At 71.3% G+C, this 14,693-nt stretch carries 14 protein-coding genes and 2 tRNA genes; 13 read left to right on the top strand and 3 right to left on the bottom strand.

Translation table 11 applies throughout. The features are described 5' to 3' along the window. Nucleotides 1–72 precede the first annotated feature (72 nt). From ACFQBR_RS28340 to ACFQBR_RS28305, 8 genes are all read left to right on the top strand, one after another. Nucleotides 73–1,494 (top strand): aldehyde dehydrogenase family protein, encoded by a 1,422-nt coding sequence (locus tag ACFQBR_RS28340; protein ID WP_344184636.1) that lies wholly within the window; start codon nt 73–75, stop codon nt 1,492–1,494. Between the two features lie 147 nt (nt 1,495–1,641). Then, nucleotides 1,642–1,791: a hypothetical protein gene (locus tag ACFQBR_RS28335; RefSeq protein WP_267948581.1), complete on the top strand. Its 150-nt coding sequence runs from the start codon at nt 1,642–1,644 to the stop codon at nt 1,789–1,791. A 92-nt stretch (nt 1,792–1,883) separates the two neighbouring features. Further along, nucleotides 1,884–2,351, top strand: coding sequence for a ribose-5-phosphate isomerase (locus ACFQBR_RS28330; RefSeq protein ID WP_267948582.1), 468 nt, complete (start codon nt 1,884–1,886; stop codon nt 2,349–2,351). 590 nt (nt 2,352–2,941) lie between these two features. Further along, a complete protein-coding gene (locus ACFQBR_RS28325) occupies nt 2,942–4,045 on the top strand; it encodes a PP2C family protein-serine/threonine phosphatase (protein WP_267948583.1) in 1,104 nt (367 codons plus the stop codon). A gap of 289 nt (nt 4,046–4,334) precedes the next feature. Continuing rightward, entirely contained in the window at nt 4,335–5,678 is a 1,344-nt protein-coding gene (mgtE, locus tag ACFQBR_RS28320; protein ID WP_267948584.1) for a magnesium transporter, read from the top strand. A gap of 95 nt (nt 5,679–5,773) precedes the next feature. Then, entirely contained in the window at nt 5,774–5,971 is a 198-nt protein-coding gene (locus ACFQBR_RS28315) for an antitoxin (protein WP_267948585.1), read from the top strand. A 51-nt stretch (nt 5,972–6,022) separates the two neighbouring features. Further along, on the top strand, nt 6,023–7,162 hold the full coding sequence (locus ACFQBR_RS28310; protein ID WP_344184637.1) for a M23 family metallopeptidase: 1,140 nt from the start codon (nt 6,023–6,025) through the stop codon (nt 7,160–7,162). A gap of 92 nt (nt 7,163–7,254) precedes the next feature. Further along, entirely contained in the window at nt 7,255–7,806 is a 552-nt protein-coding gene (locus ACFQBR_RS28305; protein WP_465264170.1) for a (2Fe-2S) ferredoxin domain-containing protein, read from the top strand. Nucleotides 7,807–7,895: 89 nt separating this feature from the next. On the opposite strand, the gene ACFQBR_RS28300 is transcribed toward ACFQBR_RS28305, so the two are convergent. The 3 genes from ACFQBR_RS28300 to ACFQBR_RS28290 form a co-directional block, all read right to left on the bottom strand. Further along, nucleotides 7,896–9,761, bottom strand: coding sequence for an ABC transporter ATP-binding protein (locus tag ACFQBR_RS28300; protein WP_267950276.1), 1,866 nt, complete (start codon nt 9,759–9,761; stop codon nt 7,896–7,898). 158 nt (nt 9,762–9,919) lie between these two features. After that, nucleotides 9,920–10,423 (bottom strand): adenylyltransferase/cytidyltransferase family protein, encoded by a 504-nt coding sequence (locus ACFQBR_RS28295; RefSeq protein WP_267948588.1) that lies wholly within the window; start codon nt 10,421–10,423, stop codon nt 9,920–9,922. Between the two features lie 242 nt (nt 10,424–10,665). Then, a tRNA-Gly gene (locus ACFQBR_RS28290) sits at nt 10,666–10,739 on the bottom strand. 117 nt (nt 10,740–10,856) lie between these two features. Here ACFQBR_RS28290 and ACFQBR_RS28285 point away from each other — a divergent pair. The 5 genes from ACFQBR_RS28285 to ACFQBR_RS28265 all read left to right on the top strand — a co-directional run. After that, nucleotides 10,857–10,931, top strand: a tRNA-Pro gene (locus ACFQBR_RS28285). A gap of 227 nt (nt 10,932–11,158) precedes the next feature. After that, a complete protein-coding gene (gene tig / locus ACFQBR_RS28280) occupies nt 11,159–12,604 on the top strand; it encodes a trigger factor (protein WP_344184639.1) in 1,446 nt (481 codons plus the stop codon). A 298-nt stretch (nt 12,605–12,902) separates the two neighbouring features. Next, nucleotides 12,903–13,427, top strand: a complete 525-nt coding sequence (locus ACFQBR_RS28275; RefSeq protein WP_267948590.1) for a ClpP family protease — start codon at nt 12,903–12,905, stop codon at nt 13,425–13,427. 64 nt (nt 13,428–13,491) lie between these two features. Further along, nucleotides 13,492–14,148: an ATP-dependent Clp protease proteolytic subunit gene (locus ACFQBR_RS28270; RefSeq protein ID WP_267948591.1), complete on the top strand. Its 657-nt coding sequence runs from the start codon at nt 13,492–13,494 to the stop codon at nt 14,146–14,148. A 279-nt stretch (nt 14,149–14,427) separates the two neighbouring features. Then, nucleotides 14,428–14,693: ClpX C4-type zinc finger protein (locus ACFQBR_RS28265; RefSeq protein WP_378554894.1), on the top strand; the 266-nt coding region annotated here is incomplete at its 3' end.

Genomic DNA, 14,693 nt, shown 5'->3' with positions numbered 1-14,693 from the left:
GAACCACGGGTGCGCGGCCCCGCCCCCGTCCCGCCCTGGCCAACCCGAATCACGTTCTGCCACAGTGGGGCCATGCGATCCCTCTACATCGACGGCGCCTGGCGCGACTCCGCCTCCGACGAGGCCCTGGACGTGGTGAACCCGGCGACAGAGCAGGTCATCGACACCGTTCCGGCCGGAACGGCCGAGGACGTCGGGGCCGCGGTCGAGGCCGCGGCCGCCGCCTTCCCGGCCTGGTCCGCGCTGACCCCGGGGCAGCGCGTCACCCACCTGGCCAAGGCCCACGAGCTGTTCGGCGCCCGCATCGACGACATCGCCGCCGGGCTCACCCGGGACATGGGCGCGCCCGCGGTGTTCTCACGCAGGGTGCAGGCGGGCCTGCCCGAGCTCATGTTCCGGACCTACATCGACCTGGTCGAGGAGGCCGGGGAGCGCTACTTCGGCGGTGAGACCGTCGGCAACTCCCTGGTCGTGCGCGAGCCGGTCGGCGTCGTCGGCGCCATCACGCCGTGGAACTACCCGCTCCACCAGATCGTCCTCAAGGTCGTCCCCGCCCTCCTGGCGGGCAACACCGTCGTCCTCAAGCCCAGCGAGATCGCCCCGCTCGGCGCCTACGCCCTCGCCGAGGTGTTCCACGACGCCGGGCTGCCCGCCGGGGTGTTCAACCTCGTGTCCGGCACCGGACCGGTCGTGGGGGAGGCCATCGCAGCCCACCCGCGCGTGGACATGGTGTCCTTCACCGGCTCGACCCGCGCGGGGACCCGGGTCAGCCAGGTGGCCGCCGAGACCGTCAAGAGGGTCGCGCTCGAACTGGGCGGCAAGTCGCCCAACGTCATCCTGCCCGGCGCCGACCTCGCCAAGGCGGTCAAGCGCGGCGTCGCCGACGTCATGCGCAACACGGGCCAGAGCTGCAACGCGCTCACCCGCATGCTGGTCCACCGCGACAGCTACGAGGAGGCGGTCTCCCTCGCGGCCGAGTCCGCCGCCAAGTACGTGCCCGGCGACCCGGAGGACGAGGCCACCCGCCTGGGCCCGCTCGTCTCCGCCGCCCAGCTGGAGAAGGTCCGCGGCTACGTCCGGCTCGGCGTGGAGGAGGGCGCCCGCCTGGTCACGGGGGGTCCCGAGCCCGTCGAGGGCCGGGACCGGGGCTACTACGCCAAGCCCACGGTCTTCGCGGACGTGCGCAACGACATGCGCATCGCCCAGGAGGAGATCTTCGGCCCGGTGCTGGTCATGATCCCCTACGACACGGTGGAGGAGGCCGTCGCCGTCGCCAACGACACCGTGTACGGGCTCAACGCCGCCGTGTGGTCCGCCGACCGCGAGAGCGGGCTGGCCGTCGCCCGCAGACTGAGGGCGGGGCAGGTCGAGCTCAACGGCGGCGCGCTCAACCCCCGGGCGCCCTTCGGCGGCTACAAGCGCTCGGGGAACGGCCGTGAGTGGGGGCTGGCGGGCCTGGAGGAGTTCTGCGAGGTCAAGGCCGTCCAGATGTGACCCCCGGGGTGCCGGGGCCGCGTCCGGTGTGCGCGGTCTCACGGCCCCCGGCCGCCCTTCCGAGGAATCGGCCCCGGTGACGGCCGCGTTGTGGGGTGTGGAAAAATTCCGTCTGGTCATCCCTGGTCGAACCCAATGAGGTGTGAGTTGAGCAGCAAGCCCGCGGTCTCCAAGGCAGGCCCCATCGGCAAGGACATCAAGTCGATGATCGTCTACAACGCCGTCGCCGTCATCTCGATGGCGCTCTTCGCCGTCCTGGGCCTGAGCGTGGCCGCCGCCGCCTCCGGCGCGGTCTGAGCGGACCCGTGCACGACGGCGCCCCGCCCGCGTCCCCGGACGCGGGGCGGGGCGCCGTGCCCGTCACCCCCGTGACCTGCCAGACTGGACACGTGCGTGTTTACCTTGGATCAGATCATGCGGGCTTCGAGCTCAAAGAACACCTCGTCTCCTGGCTGAAGGAGCGGGGCCACGACGTGGTCGACGCGGGACCCCGCGTCTACGACGCGGTCGACGACTACCCGCCCTTCGTCCTGCGCGCCGCCGAGGGCGTCGCCGCGGACCCCGGCTCGCTGGGCGTCGTCATCGGCGGTTCCGGGAACGGCGAGCAGATCGCCGCCAACAAGGTCAGGGGCGTCCGCGCCGCCCTGGCCTGGAGCGAGCAGACCGCCCGCCTGGCGCGCGAGCACAACGACGCCAACGTGCTCGGCATCGGCGGACGGATGCACTCCCCGGAGGAGGCGACCCGCTTCGTGGAGGTCTTCCTCGCCACCCCGTACAGCGACGAGGAGCGGCACACCCGCCGCATCGCGATGCTGACCGGCTACGAGCAGACCGGCGAACTGCCGCCCCTCCCGTAACCCCGTCCCACGCCCCCGCCCGGCCGCCACGGTCCCGCGCGGGGGCGTTCCGCCGTCCGGGCCGCGTCCGCACCGGCCCCGGCCGCCCGCCCGCGGGCCGCACGGCCCTGGTGGGGCGCCGAGCGCTGTGAGACCCTGGGGTCCGGCCGCGCCCCCGGGACGCGCGCCGCGCCCCGCCACCCGGACGCGGGCGGGTCCGGTCACCGCACAGTGTCCGAGAAGGGTGTACATCCCCGGAAAACAGAGCCGTTCCCCGGGACCGGGGAAGTGCCCGACTCCGTACGCTCGGTTATCGGCTGAACCCAAACCCTCGGTTTGGGGGAGAACACCGCTGGTTGCACGTGCCAGGGCGACATTCCGCGCGCTACAGTTCGTGCACAGTGGCGGGCCCTCGTTGTCCGCGGCACGGTGGTGCCCGTCGATCGGCGTCTCCAGCCACCACGACCGGGGAGTGCCCCACACCGCCCCGGCCCGCCGAACAGGTGCCCGGTGGCGACGCGGCCCCCGCGGCCGTCCGACCGTGCCGTCCGACCGCGCCGCCCGAGAGGGCGACCCCGCTGGTGAAGCGGGTGCGCCGATGATGAGGATCCATGAAGCCCACACCGACCGCCAAGACCACCCGGCTCCTGCGCTCCTCCGCGCAGAGGCTCGTCGCGGTGCTCCGGCGCAAGGTGCTGTTCCGCTACAGGCTCGTCCTCATCACCCTCGTCACCCTGGCCGTGGGGATCGGCGTCGGCGCCGTGTGGGGCCCCTCCGGGTGGTTCCCGCCCAGTTCCACGATCCTCACCGTCCTCGCGGGCGGTCTCCTCCTCAAGCGCAAGAGCCTGGCCTTCCTGCTCGGCGTGGTCGCCGCCGTCCTGGTCTTCGTCGCCTACATGCTCGACTTCGGCCAGGTCGGCCCCGGCCTGCTGGTCACGATCGGCGTCACCGCGGTCCTCTCCTACCTGCTGTCGGGCGTGCGCGAACGCCTGGGGGTGCAGGGCCTCAGCGGCGAGATGATGCTGCTGGACCTGCGCGACCGGATCCGGCACCAGGGCCGCATGCCCCGGCTCCCCGAGGGGTGGGGGCGGACCGCCGTCCTCCGCCAGGCCGGCGGCTCCTCCTTCGGAGGGGACTTCGTCGTCTCCATCCGCAGGGAGGACCGGCTGGACGTGGCCGTGGTGGACGTCTCCGGCAAGGGCGTGGACGCGGGGACCCGGGCGCTCATGCTCTCCGGGGCCTTCAGCGGACTCATCGGCGCGGTGCCCACGGGAGACTTCCTCTCCCACTGCAACGACTACCTGATGCGCAACAGCGGCGGCGAGGGCTTCGTGACCGCCGTGCACCTCAGTGTGGACCTCGACACAGGCGAGTACCAGATCGCCTCCGCGGGTCACCCGCCCGCGCTGCACTACGACAGCGGCGGCGGGCTCTGGAGCACCACCGAGGCCAAGGGCGTGGTCCTCGGGGTCATCCCCGAGATGACCTACACATCCGTCCAGGGCAAGCTCCGCCCCGGTGACGCCATCATGCTCTGCACCGACGGCCTCATCGAAACCCCTGGTGAAGACCTCGACGCGGGGATCGACCGGCTCCTCGGCGAGGCCGAGCGACTCGTCCCCCACGGGTTCGCCACCGGGGCCGGGGAGCTCGTCGACACCCTGTCCAAGGACAAGAACGACGACTGCGCCCTCGTCGTCCTCTGGCGCGACTGAGCCGCCCGGGCCCCGCGTGCCGCGCCGCAGGGGTGTGCGGTGCGGCGTCCGAGCCGGCCTGAGGGTAGGGTCGGAATGCTCCCCGTCCCCGCGTACGGCGGTCAGTCCGTACACGTCCCCGGATCGCCGTGCCCGCCCCCGCAGCCCCCGGGCGCCAACTCCCACGGCCCACCACACCAGTGACGACGGGACCGGAGCGGGGCCCCTCCACAGGCCCACCGCTATCCGAAGACTGGTGCCGCCCGCGGGTCCTCCCGCAGGGCGTAGGAGACGCGAGGGGGTGCTTCGCATGTCAGAAGGCGAGCGCGCTGAAGAACTGACCGATCTGGTCGAGAACAACGACCTGACCGGCATCCGGCTCTGGTTGGCCGAGCACAGGCCCTACGAGATCGCCGACGAACTCTCACGCATGGCCGGAGGCGAGGCGATCATCCCGTTCCGGCTCCTGGACAAGGACCGCGAGCTGGAGGTCTTCGAGGAACTCGACCCCAGCCAGCAGCAGGCCATCCTGCTCGGCCTCCGCGACAGCGCCTTCCACGAGATCCTGGAGGAGATGGACCCGGACGACCGGGCCCGCCTCATCGGGGAGGCGCCGGCGAAGATCGCCACCCGGGCCCTGGCCGGCCTCAGTCCCGCCGAGCGCAAGATGACCGCCGCCCTCCTGGGGTATCCCGAGGACGCCGTCGGCCGGTTCATGACCCCGGAGACCGTCATCCTGCACCGCGACCTGACGGTGCACCGCGCCCTGGAGGTCGTGCGCGCCCGGGGGGCCGACGCCGAGACCATCTACACCCTGCCGGTGGTGAGCGACGGCCGCCGCCTGGTCGGCACGGTGACCCTGGGGGACCTGGTCGTCAGCGAAGACGACCGGCTGCTCAAGGACATCGTCGACGTGTTCGCCCCCCGCGTCGGCGCCTCGGAGTCCGCGGAGGACGCCGCACGCCTGATGCAGGAGGCCAACCTGGTCTCCCTGGCCGTGGTGGACTCCGAGGACCGGTTCGTGGGCCTTCTGACCTTCGACGACGCCCTGGAGGTCATCGAGGCCGCCGACTCCGAGGACATGGCCCGGCAGTCCGGCGCCAGCCCCGTCGGCGACCACTACGTCTCCGTCAGCGTGCTGCGGCTCGTGGGCGCGAGGTCGGTCTGGCTGATGCTGCTCATCGTCGCGGCCACGCTGACGGTCAACGTCATGCAGGCGTTCGAGGCCACCCTGGAGGAGGTCACGGCCCTGGCGATGTTCGTGCCGATGCTCATCGGCACCGGCGGGAACGTCGGCGCCCAGTCGGCCACCGCCATCGTGCGCGCCCTGGCCGTGGGCGAGGTGCGGGTGCGCGACCTCCCCCGGGTCATCTGGAAGGAGGCGCGGGTCGGGCTGCTCCTGGGCGTCATGCTCGCGGGCCTCGCCCTGGCCATCGGCTCCCTGCTCGTCGGGTTCGCCGTCGCCGCGGTGGTGGCGTGCTCGGTGGTCGCGGTGTGCACGTGGGCGGCGGTCATCGGATCGGCCATGCCGCTGCTCGCGCGCAAGGTCGGCGTGGACCCCGCCGTGGTGTCCTCACCGATGGTGGCGACCCTCGTGGACGCCACCGGCCTGATCATCTACTTCTCCATCGCCCGTCTCGTCCTGGGCATCTGATCCGCCGGGACCGACCGCCCGGTCTGCACAATCCGCATGAAGAGGGTGTGAACCGGGTATCGCGTCAGGAGCAGGACGGATCTAGGGGGGATTCCATGTCCGGTACCGGAGATGCGTTCAAGCGGCTGAAGAAGGCCGTCGACGACAACGCCGAGAAGGCCCAGGGGCTGGTCGGCAAGGCAGCCGACGCCGCGAAGAGGGCTACGGGAGGTGCCCACGACGACAGGATCGACAAGGGGGCCGGAGCCGCGACGGAGTACCTGCGCAAGCGTGCACGGGAGGACAGGAAGTAGCGCCGGCCGCCGTGCGTGAGCGGGGCGGGCGGGGTGCGTCCACAATGGAGGATGCCCTCACCCGCCCCGTTCCCCTTCCCCGGCCCGGACGGGCCGGCCGCCCCGCAGGGGGCGCCGACCGTGCCGCTGCCCCCGGCGGCCCTCTCCGCCGAACCCGGCGCGACGGACCGGGAGACCGAACAGGACCCCGCCGACAGCCGTGTGCCCACCGTGGTTTCGGACGCCTCGAACACACCGGTGCGCGGAGGGGGCCCGAGGGCTTCCGGCGGCCCCCGGCGCCCGGTCGGATCCGGGGCGGGACGGGGAGGCGGACGCCTGCCGGTCCTGGCCGCCAGGGTCCGCATGCCGCTGATGTGGGCCGCCACCCTCCTCCTGCTCGCGGCCTACGCCGGCGTGCCGTGGTGGGCGGGCACCGGGCTGCTCGTCGCGGCCCTGGCCGTGTACCTGCGGCTCGGCACGGTGCGGCGCGAGCCCAGGGCGGTGCTGCCGCCGGTGCGCGGCAGGTGGATGGCGCTCACGAGCCCCGTTGACGGGACCCCGAGCCAGGGCAGCCACGCCTACGGGCAGACCTACGCGCTCGGCCTGGTCGCCGAGCCGGGGGGAGGGGCCCGGCCCGACATCGCCTGGCGTCCGCTCAGCCGCCCGCCGGAGGACTTCCCGGCGTTCGGCAGGGCCGTGTACGCCCCAGCCGACGGCACGGTGGTCACCGCGCACGACGGGCGGCGCGACCACCGCAGTCGCAACTCCTGGCCGTGGCTCTTCGGAGCGGTGGTGGAGAACGCCCTGCGGGAGCTGCGCGGCCCCTCGGGGATACTCGGCAACCACCTCGTGATCGACGTCGGGGGCGGCGACCACCTGCTCCTCGGCCACCTGGCGCGGGGCTCCCTGACGGTCGGCCGCGGGGACAGGGTGCGGGCGGGGCAGGTGGTGGCCAGGTGCGGCAACTCGGGGGCGTGCACCGAACCGCAGGTGCGGGTGCAGCTCATGGACCACAGGCGACCCCTGTTCGCGGCGGGCCTGCCGATCGTGTGGGCCCCGGGCTGGAACGGCCGGGACGACGGGGCGGGGCTGCCGGAGACCTGGCGGCCCGTCGTGGTCGAGGGCCCCGGGACCGAGGAGGTACCCGCTGGTCAGGAGGCCGGGGGAGACGATTACGCTGGTGAGGTAAGGCGAACCTCACGCAACCTGTGAGAGGGGTGGGTGTGAGCGCTGCGGAGGGGCGGCCCTGTCAGTTGACGGTCTGCCGGGGGTGCTGCTGCGGGACCCGGAAGAAGGTCCCCGGCGTGGACCACAGGGCCCAGCTGGCCCGCCTCGGCGCCATCGAGGACCACTCCGGCCGTACCGTCCCCGTCCGCACCAGCAAGTGCCTGGGCATCTGCTTCGAGGCCGACGTGGTGGTCGTGCAGCCGTCCCGGGAGGGGCGCGCCGCCGGGGGCCGGCCCGTCTGGCTGGGGCGGGTCACCGAGGACGAGCTGCTCGAGGCCATCGACGACTGGATCTTCGACGGCGGTCCCGGCCTCGCGCCCCTGCCCGCGGTCCTGGCCGACCACGTCACCTCCAAGGACGCCAAGAAGCCGAAGAAGGGCAAGAAGCCCAAGCACTCCAAGGCCGCCAAGAAGGAGCGCAGGAAGGCCGGGAAGGGTTCCGGGGGGAAGGGGCCCGAGGGGGCGTCCCGGCCGGAGAAGGGGTCGGACGAGGGCCGGACGGGGTCCGAGAAGTCCGACAAGGCGAAGAAGAAGGCCAAGAAGGCCAAGAAGAAGGCGGACAAGGCCGAGAAGGCCGAGAAGAAGGCGAGGAAGGCCCGGAAGGAGGCGGAGAGGGCCGGACGCGGTTAGGGCGTGTCCCGCGGGCCGTCGCGCGGACCCGCGCTCCTGCCGGGACCCGCAGGGGATCCGGGGACGCGGCCCCGCCCCCGCCCCCGGCCTCAGGCCCTCGACTGCGGCGCGAACTGGGTCCGGTAGAGGGCCGTGTAGAGCCCCTCGCGCCCCAGCAGCTCGTCGTGCGTGCCGCGCTCCAGGATGCGCCCGTCCTCCAGCACCAGGATCTGGTCGGCCTCGCGGACGGTGGCCAGCCGGTGCGCGATCACCAGGGACGTCCGCCCCTCCAGCGCGACCGCCAGGGCCTCCTGCACGGCGGCCTCGGACTCCGAGTCCAGGTGCGCGGTGGCCTCGTCCAGCACCACCACCGACGGAGCCTTCAACAACAGGCGGGCGATCGCCAGCCTCTGCTTCTCACCGCCGGAGAGCCGGTAACCCCGGTCGCCCACCATCGTGTCCAGGCCGTTCGGCAGCTGGTCCAGGAGCGTCCCGAGGCGGGCCATGCGCAGCGCCTCCTCCAGTTCGGCGTCGGTCGCCCCGGGGCGCGCGTAGCGGAGGTTCGCGCCCACCGTGTCGTGGAACAGCTGGGCGTCCTGTGTGACCACGCCCACCGCCTCGCGCAGCGAGTCCCCGGTCACCCCGCGCAGGTCCAGCCCGCCGACGCGCACCGCGCCCTCGGTGGGGTCGTACAGGCGGGAGACCAGGTGGGTCAGCGTCGTCTTGCCGGCGCCGGACGGCCCCACGAGGGCCACCATCGTGCCCGGCGCGGCCCGGAACGACACCCCGCTCAGCACCTGGGTGTCGTCGTCGACCTCGGCGTGCGGGGCCAGCTCCAGCGACGCGACCGAGGACTCGCGGGCCCCCGGGTAGCGGAAGGACACCTGGTCGAACTCGACGCCCAGGGGCCCCGGGGGGAGGTCCCGCGCGTCCGGGTCCTCCTTGAGGCCCGGTTCCAGGTCCAGCACCTCGAAGACCCGGTCGAAGGAGACCAGCGCGGTCATGATCTCCACGTGCACGTTGGACAGCGTCGTCACCGGCCCGTAGAGCCGTGTGAGCAGGGTGGTGAGCGCGACCAGGGTGCCCACCTCGAACGCCCCGCCGATCGCCAGCACCCCGCCGACCCCGTACACCATCGCCATCGCCAGGGCCGTGATCAGGCCCAGCATGCTGAAGAGCAGGGAGCCGAGGACGGCCTGGCGGACGCCCAGGTCGCGGACCCGGCCCGCCCGGTCCGCGAACCCGGCCGACTCCTCGTCCGGGCGGCCGTACAGCTTGACCAGCATCGCGCCGCCGACGTTGAACCGCTCGGTCATGAGGGAGCTCATGTCCGCGTTGTTGTCCATCGCGTCGCGGGAGATGTGGGCGAGCCTGCGCCCGATGAGCTTCGCGGGGACCACGAACAGCGGGACCAGGACGAGGGCGAGCAGTGTCACCTGCCACGACAGGGCGAGCATCGTGACGAGCACCGCCACCACGCTGATCAGGTTGGACAGCACCGACTGGAGCACGGAGGTGATCGCGCGCTGCGCGCCCACCACGTCCGTGTTGAGCCTGCTGATCAGCGAACCCGTCTGGGTGCGCGTGAAGAACGACAGCGGCATCCGCTGCACGTGGGTGAAGACCTGGGTGCGCAGCAGGTAGATGACGCCCTCGCCGATCCGCGCGGACAGCCACCGGCCGAGCAGCGTCAGCCCGCCCTCCAGGACGGCCAGCCCCGCCGCGGCGACGGCCAGCCACACCACGAGGGAGGTGTCCCCCGGGAGGATGCCCTCGTCGATGATGGCCCTGAGCAGGAGGGGGTTGGCGACCACGATGGCGGAGCCGACCGATGTCACCAGGAGGAACCACAGGATCGCCCGCCAGTGGGGGCGGGCGTAGGAGACGATCCGGCGGGTGAGGCCGGGGGGCAGTTGCTTGCCCTTCGCGCTCCCGTCGTTGACCAGGGACCTGTAGGAAGGTCTTCCCGACATCATGGACATGGGCGGCCCCGTTCTTCTCGCTGCTTCGCCACGCATGCGTCAACGCCCGCGCCCGTGCACGGCTTCCCGGGGAGAGCGCGCCGCCCGGCCGGCGGCCGGTGCGGGGCCGCCCGAAGCCGCCGTGCCAGGGGGCTCTCCGGCGGCTCGGGGGGTCAGAGGGAGTGGGCGAGCCGGCCCAGCGCGGCCGTGGTGGAGCGGCCGGGGGTGAACGGCAGCTCCCACGCCTGGGCGCCGAGGGCGTCGGCTCCGCGGATCTTGGCCTGCGTGTACCGGTCCCCGGCGGTGTACGCCAGGGCGGCAGGGTCGAGCGGGCGCAGGAGTTCGGCGTAGGCGGACCAGTCGGCGACCCCGGGCGGGCCCTCGATGACGAAGGCGCCGCTGACGCAGGCGAGCGCGGCCACCGTCTCGGCGCGCTCCTCGGCGGGGTTCACGGGGCGTCCGGGCCCCTTCCAGGCGCCCACCCTGCGGTCGGACTCGATGCCGACGACGAGGGGCAGGCCGCGTTCGGCGATGGACCGGAGGAAGCGGACGTGTCCGACGTGCAGGACGTCGAAGGCTCCGGTGACGACGGCGGGCCGCTCCAGGAGCTCGGGCCGCTCGAACCAGTGGGCGCCGAGGGGAGTGTCGGCGCCGTGCGTCGCGTCCGTGTCCGTCATTCAGCCACCCGTCCCAACGAAGCGAGGGCCCCCGTGTCCGATCCGAGCCGACGGGTTCGCCCGAAAGGTCAACGTACCCGTTCGGGGCGGGTATTCCGCCTCCGGGGAGCAGGGCCGGGCTCCCCGGTCCGCCGGGTCCGTGGGACGGCCGGGGCGTTCGCGCGGGGGTGTGCCGTGCCGTGGAGACGGGGCGCCCCCGCGCGAGGGCCCGGCAGGAGGGGCCGGGGCCCGGGGTGGAGCGGTGGAGCGGGCGACGAGAATCGAACTCGCATGACCAGCTTGGAAGGCTGGGGTTCTACCATTGAACTACGCCCGCGTGGCGCCGGAGCCTTCGAGTTTCCTCTAGACTCGTGGAGCCGACGGAGACAAGAGTACAGTCTCCCGAGCCGTGGTCGCACCCCCATCCCGGGAGTGCGATCCTTGGTGCGGTGTACGGGGTGTAGCGCAGCTTGGTTAGCGCGCATGCTTTGGGAGCATGAGGCCGCGGGTTCGAATCCCGCCACCCCGACGAAACCATCCGTGGCATCGGCCTCCGGCCGTACGCCGTGGCCCCCTGTGTATCTGCCCTAGACTTGGTGCGATCAGCAGGAAACTGTAAGTCCCAGCCCGTCGCAGGGCACCCCGTGTGAACGTGGTCGTCATGGCCCCGGGGTGCGCTCGTGCATTTCGCCGTTGTGTGTGGTGCGCCTGCGGGCCGACGCGGACACCAGCCGGCAAACCTAGGAGTACCGCCCCGTGAAGACCGATGTCGAGGAGCTGAGCCCCACCCGGGTCAAGCTGACCATCGAGGTGCCCTTCGAGGAGCTCGATCACGCTTTCGACGTGACGTACAAGTCGCTCGCCAAGCAGGTCCGGATCAAGGGCTTCCGCCCGGGCAAGGCGCCGGCGCGGCTGATCGACCGCTACGTCGGCCGCGGCGCGGTGATCAGCGAAGCGGTCAACCACGCCGTCCCGGAGCTCTACAACGAAGCCATCCAGAAGGAGGAGCTCTTCGCGCTCGGCCAGCCCGACGTGGAGGTCACCAAGCTGGAGGACAACGAGGAGCTCGCGTTCACCGCCGAGGTCGACGTCCGCCCCAAGTTCGAGGTCGAGAACTACAAGGGCATCGAGGTGACCGTCGACAGCGCCGAGGTCACCGACGAGCAGGTCGACGAGCAGATCGGCACGCTGCGCGAGCGCTTCTCCACCCTCGTGGGGGCCGACCGCCCCGTCGAGACCGGTGACCACCTGTCCATCGACCTCTCCGCCGCGATCGACGGCGAGAAGCTCGACGACGTGGCGGTCAGCGGCTACTCCTACGAGGTCGGCACCAACGCCATGCTGGAGGGCCTCGACGAGACCCTCGTGGGCATGGAGGCCGGCGGCGAGGCCACCTTCAAGACCACCCTCGTCGGTGGTGAGCACGAGGGCAAGGAGGCGGACGTCACCGTCACCGTGCACAGTGTGAAGGTCAAGGAGCTGCCCGAGCTGGACGACGAGTTCGCCCAGCTGGCCTCCGAGTTCGACACGATCGAGGAGCTGCGTGACGACGTGCGCAAGCGCATGTCGGAGGTCCGCCGCCTCCAGCAGCTCTCCGCGGCCCGTGACAAGGCCCTGGAGCAGCTGATCGAGTCCGTCGACGTGCCGCTGCCCGACGCGGTCGTCGACGAGGAGATCACCCGCCGTCGCCAGAGCCTGGAGCAGCAGCTCGCCCAGGGCGGTCTCACCAAGGAGGCCTACCTGGAGTCGCAGGAGAAGACCGAGGAGGAGTTCGACGAAGAGCTCACCACGGGCGCCCGCTCGGCCGTCAAGGCCGGGTTCATCCTCGACCAGCTGGCGATCCAGGAAGACCTGAGCGCCGACCAGGGCGAGCTCAGCCAGTACGTGTTCGAGCAGGCCCAGCGCATGGGCGTGAGCCCGGACCAGCTGGCCCAGCACCTGGTCGAGTCCAACCAGATCCGCGTCGCCTTCACCGAGGTCGTCCGCGGCAAGGCCATGGACCTGGTCCTGGCCGGCGCCCGGGTCACCGACGAGGACGGCAACGTCATCGAGCAGGAGAACGCCGAGGAGACCGCGGCCAAGGCCGCCGCGGTCGCCGCCGAGGAGTCCCTCGAGGTCATCGAGGACGACGCCGAGGAGACCGGGGCCCCCGCGGCCGCGGCCGACGAGGCCGGCGACGACAAGTCCGAGGAAGCCAAGTAGGCTTCGCGCCCGGCGTGCACGGGCCCCGACCGACCCCTCGGGCCGGTCGGGGCCCGATGTGTTCGCTGGTGGAAGAAAGTGCTGTACGGGCCCTGCGCCACCCTGCGCTCAAAGCGAACAGGGACGGTATCCGGACGAGCCCGGCTTCCGTCGGCGTTAGTGTCGCTGTATCGCAACCGTTTCGATTCCGGAGCAGGTGACGAGAGTGCCGCCGACCTTTGATGAGTCCCCGCGATTCGACGCTCGTACGTCCGAGTCGCAGATTTCCCCTTTTATTGAGCAGACGCCTCAGCGCCTGTTGCGCCAGCGAATCGTTTTCCTCGGCCAGCAGGTCGACGACGAGATCGCCAACCGCCTGGTTGGTGAGCTCCTGCTGCTGTCCGCCGAGGACCGCCAGCGGGACATCACCCTGTACATCAACTCGCCGGGTGGGTCCGTGACCGCGGGCATGGCGATCTACGACGTCATGCAGTACATCCCCAACGATGTCCGTACCGTCGGCATCGGCATGGCCGCGTCCATGGGCCAGATGCTCCTGTGCGCCGGCGCCCCCGGCAAGCGCTACGCGCTGCCGCACACCCGCGTCATGATGCACCAGCCGTCCGGTGGCATCGGGGGCACCGCCTCCGACATCCGGATCCTGGCAGACCAGCTGCTGTACGTGAAGAAGATGTTCATCGAGAAGATCTCCGAGCACACGGGGCAGACGGTCGAGCAGATCGAGAAGGACGCCGACCGCGACCGCTGGTTCACCGCTCAGGCGGCCAAGGAGTACGGCTTCATCGACGAGGTGCTCGAGGGCACCCTCGACGTGACCAGGTGACCGTACCCAGAGTTGACCCGTCGGACCTGGTCCCAGGAACGGCGCAGTGCGTGGAAGGCGTGAAATGACCGAGTACAACCCCAGTCTCATCGGCGGCGCGGCCTCGATGGCTCCCCAGAGCCGCTACGTCCTGCCGTCCTACGTGGAGCGGACGTCGTACGGCGTCAAGGAGATGAATCCGTACAACAAGCTCTTCGAGGAGCGGATCATCTTCGTCGGCGTGCAGATCGACGACACGTCGGCCAACGACCTGATGGCCCAGCTCATCACCCTTGAGCAGCTCGACTCCGAGCGGGACATCCAGATGTACATCAACTCGCCCGGAGGGTCTTTCACGTCCCTCATGGCGATCTACGACACGATGCAGTTCGTGCGCCCCGACATCCAGACGGTGTGCATCGGCCAGGCCGCGTCGGCAGCCGCGATCCTGCTCGCGGGAGGCACGGCCGGGAAGCGCGGCGCGCTCCCCAACGCCCGGATCCTGATCCACCAGCCCGCGACCGAGGGCATGCACGGCCAGGCCAGCGACATCGAGATCCAGGCGAACGAGATCACCCGTATCCGTACGCAGCTGGAGACCACCCTGGCCCGCCACACCGGTCGTACGCCGGAGCAGGTCTCCAAGGACATCGAGCGGGACAAGATCCTCACGGCGGAGGAGGCCAAGGAGTACGGCATCATCGACTTCGTGCTGCCGTACCGCAAGGCCTCCCTCAAGTAGGGGTGTGACGGAGCCGAAAGTCCTTCCGCGGCCCCCTGGGAACGGGGTGTTCCGCCGGGGATTCTCGGCAGTGGTGAAGCGTGGGCCGGACCGGCCCTTGACCCGCCTGGGGGAGCCCGGTGGTGAAGCCGGTCCGGTTTTTCGCTTAGTCTGGCGGAGAGCGACACACAGATCGCCCCGTCCGTGACCTTCGTGGACGGGTACGGGAGATTCGACTTCCGTGCGGTTTCGCGTCAGAGCGGCACCGGCGGGGCGGCCTTAGTTTTGAGGAGTGGCTGGGTGGCACGCATCGGCGACGGCGGGGACCTGCTGAAGTGCTCATTCTGCGGTAAGAGCCAGAAGCAGGTGAAGAAGCTCATCGCCGGCCCCGGCGTGTACATCTGCGATGAGTGCATCGATCTGTGCAACGAGATCATCGAAGAGGAACTCGCCGACGCCACCGAGCTGTCGTGGGACTCGTTGCCGAAGCCGCGGGAGATCTACGAGTTCCTGGACTCGTATGTGATCGGTCAGGACCAGGCGAAGAAGGCCTTGTCGGTGGCGGT

The sequence above is a fragment of the Nocardiopsis tropica genome, from assembly GCF_042660575.1.
Lineage (GTDB): Bacteria > Actinomycetota > Actinomycetes > Streptosporangiales > Streptosporangiaceae > Nocardiopsis > Nocardiopsis tropica.
This window is presented reverse-complemented; position numbering and strand designations above follow the sequence as displayed.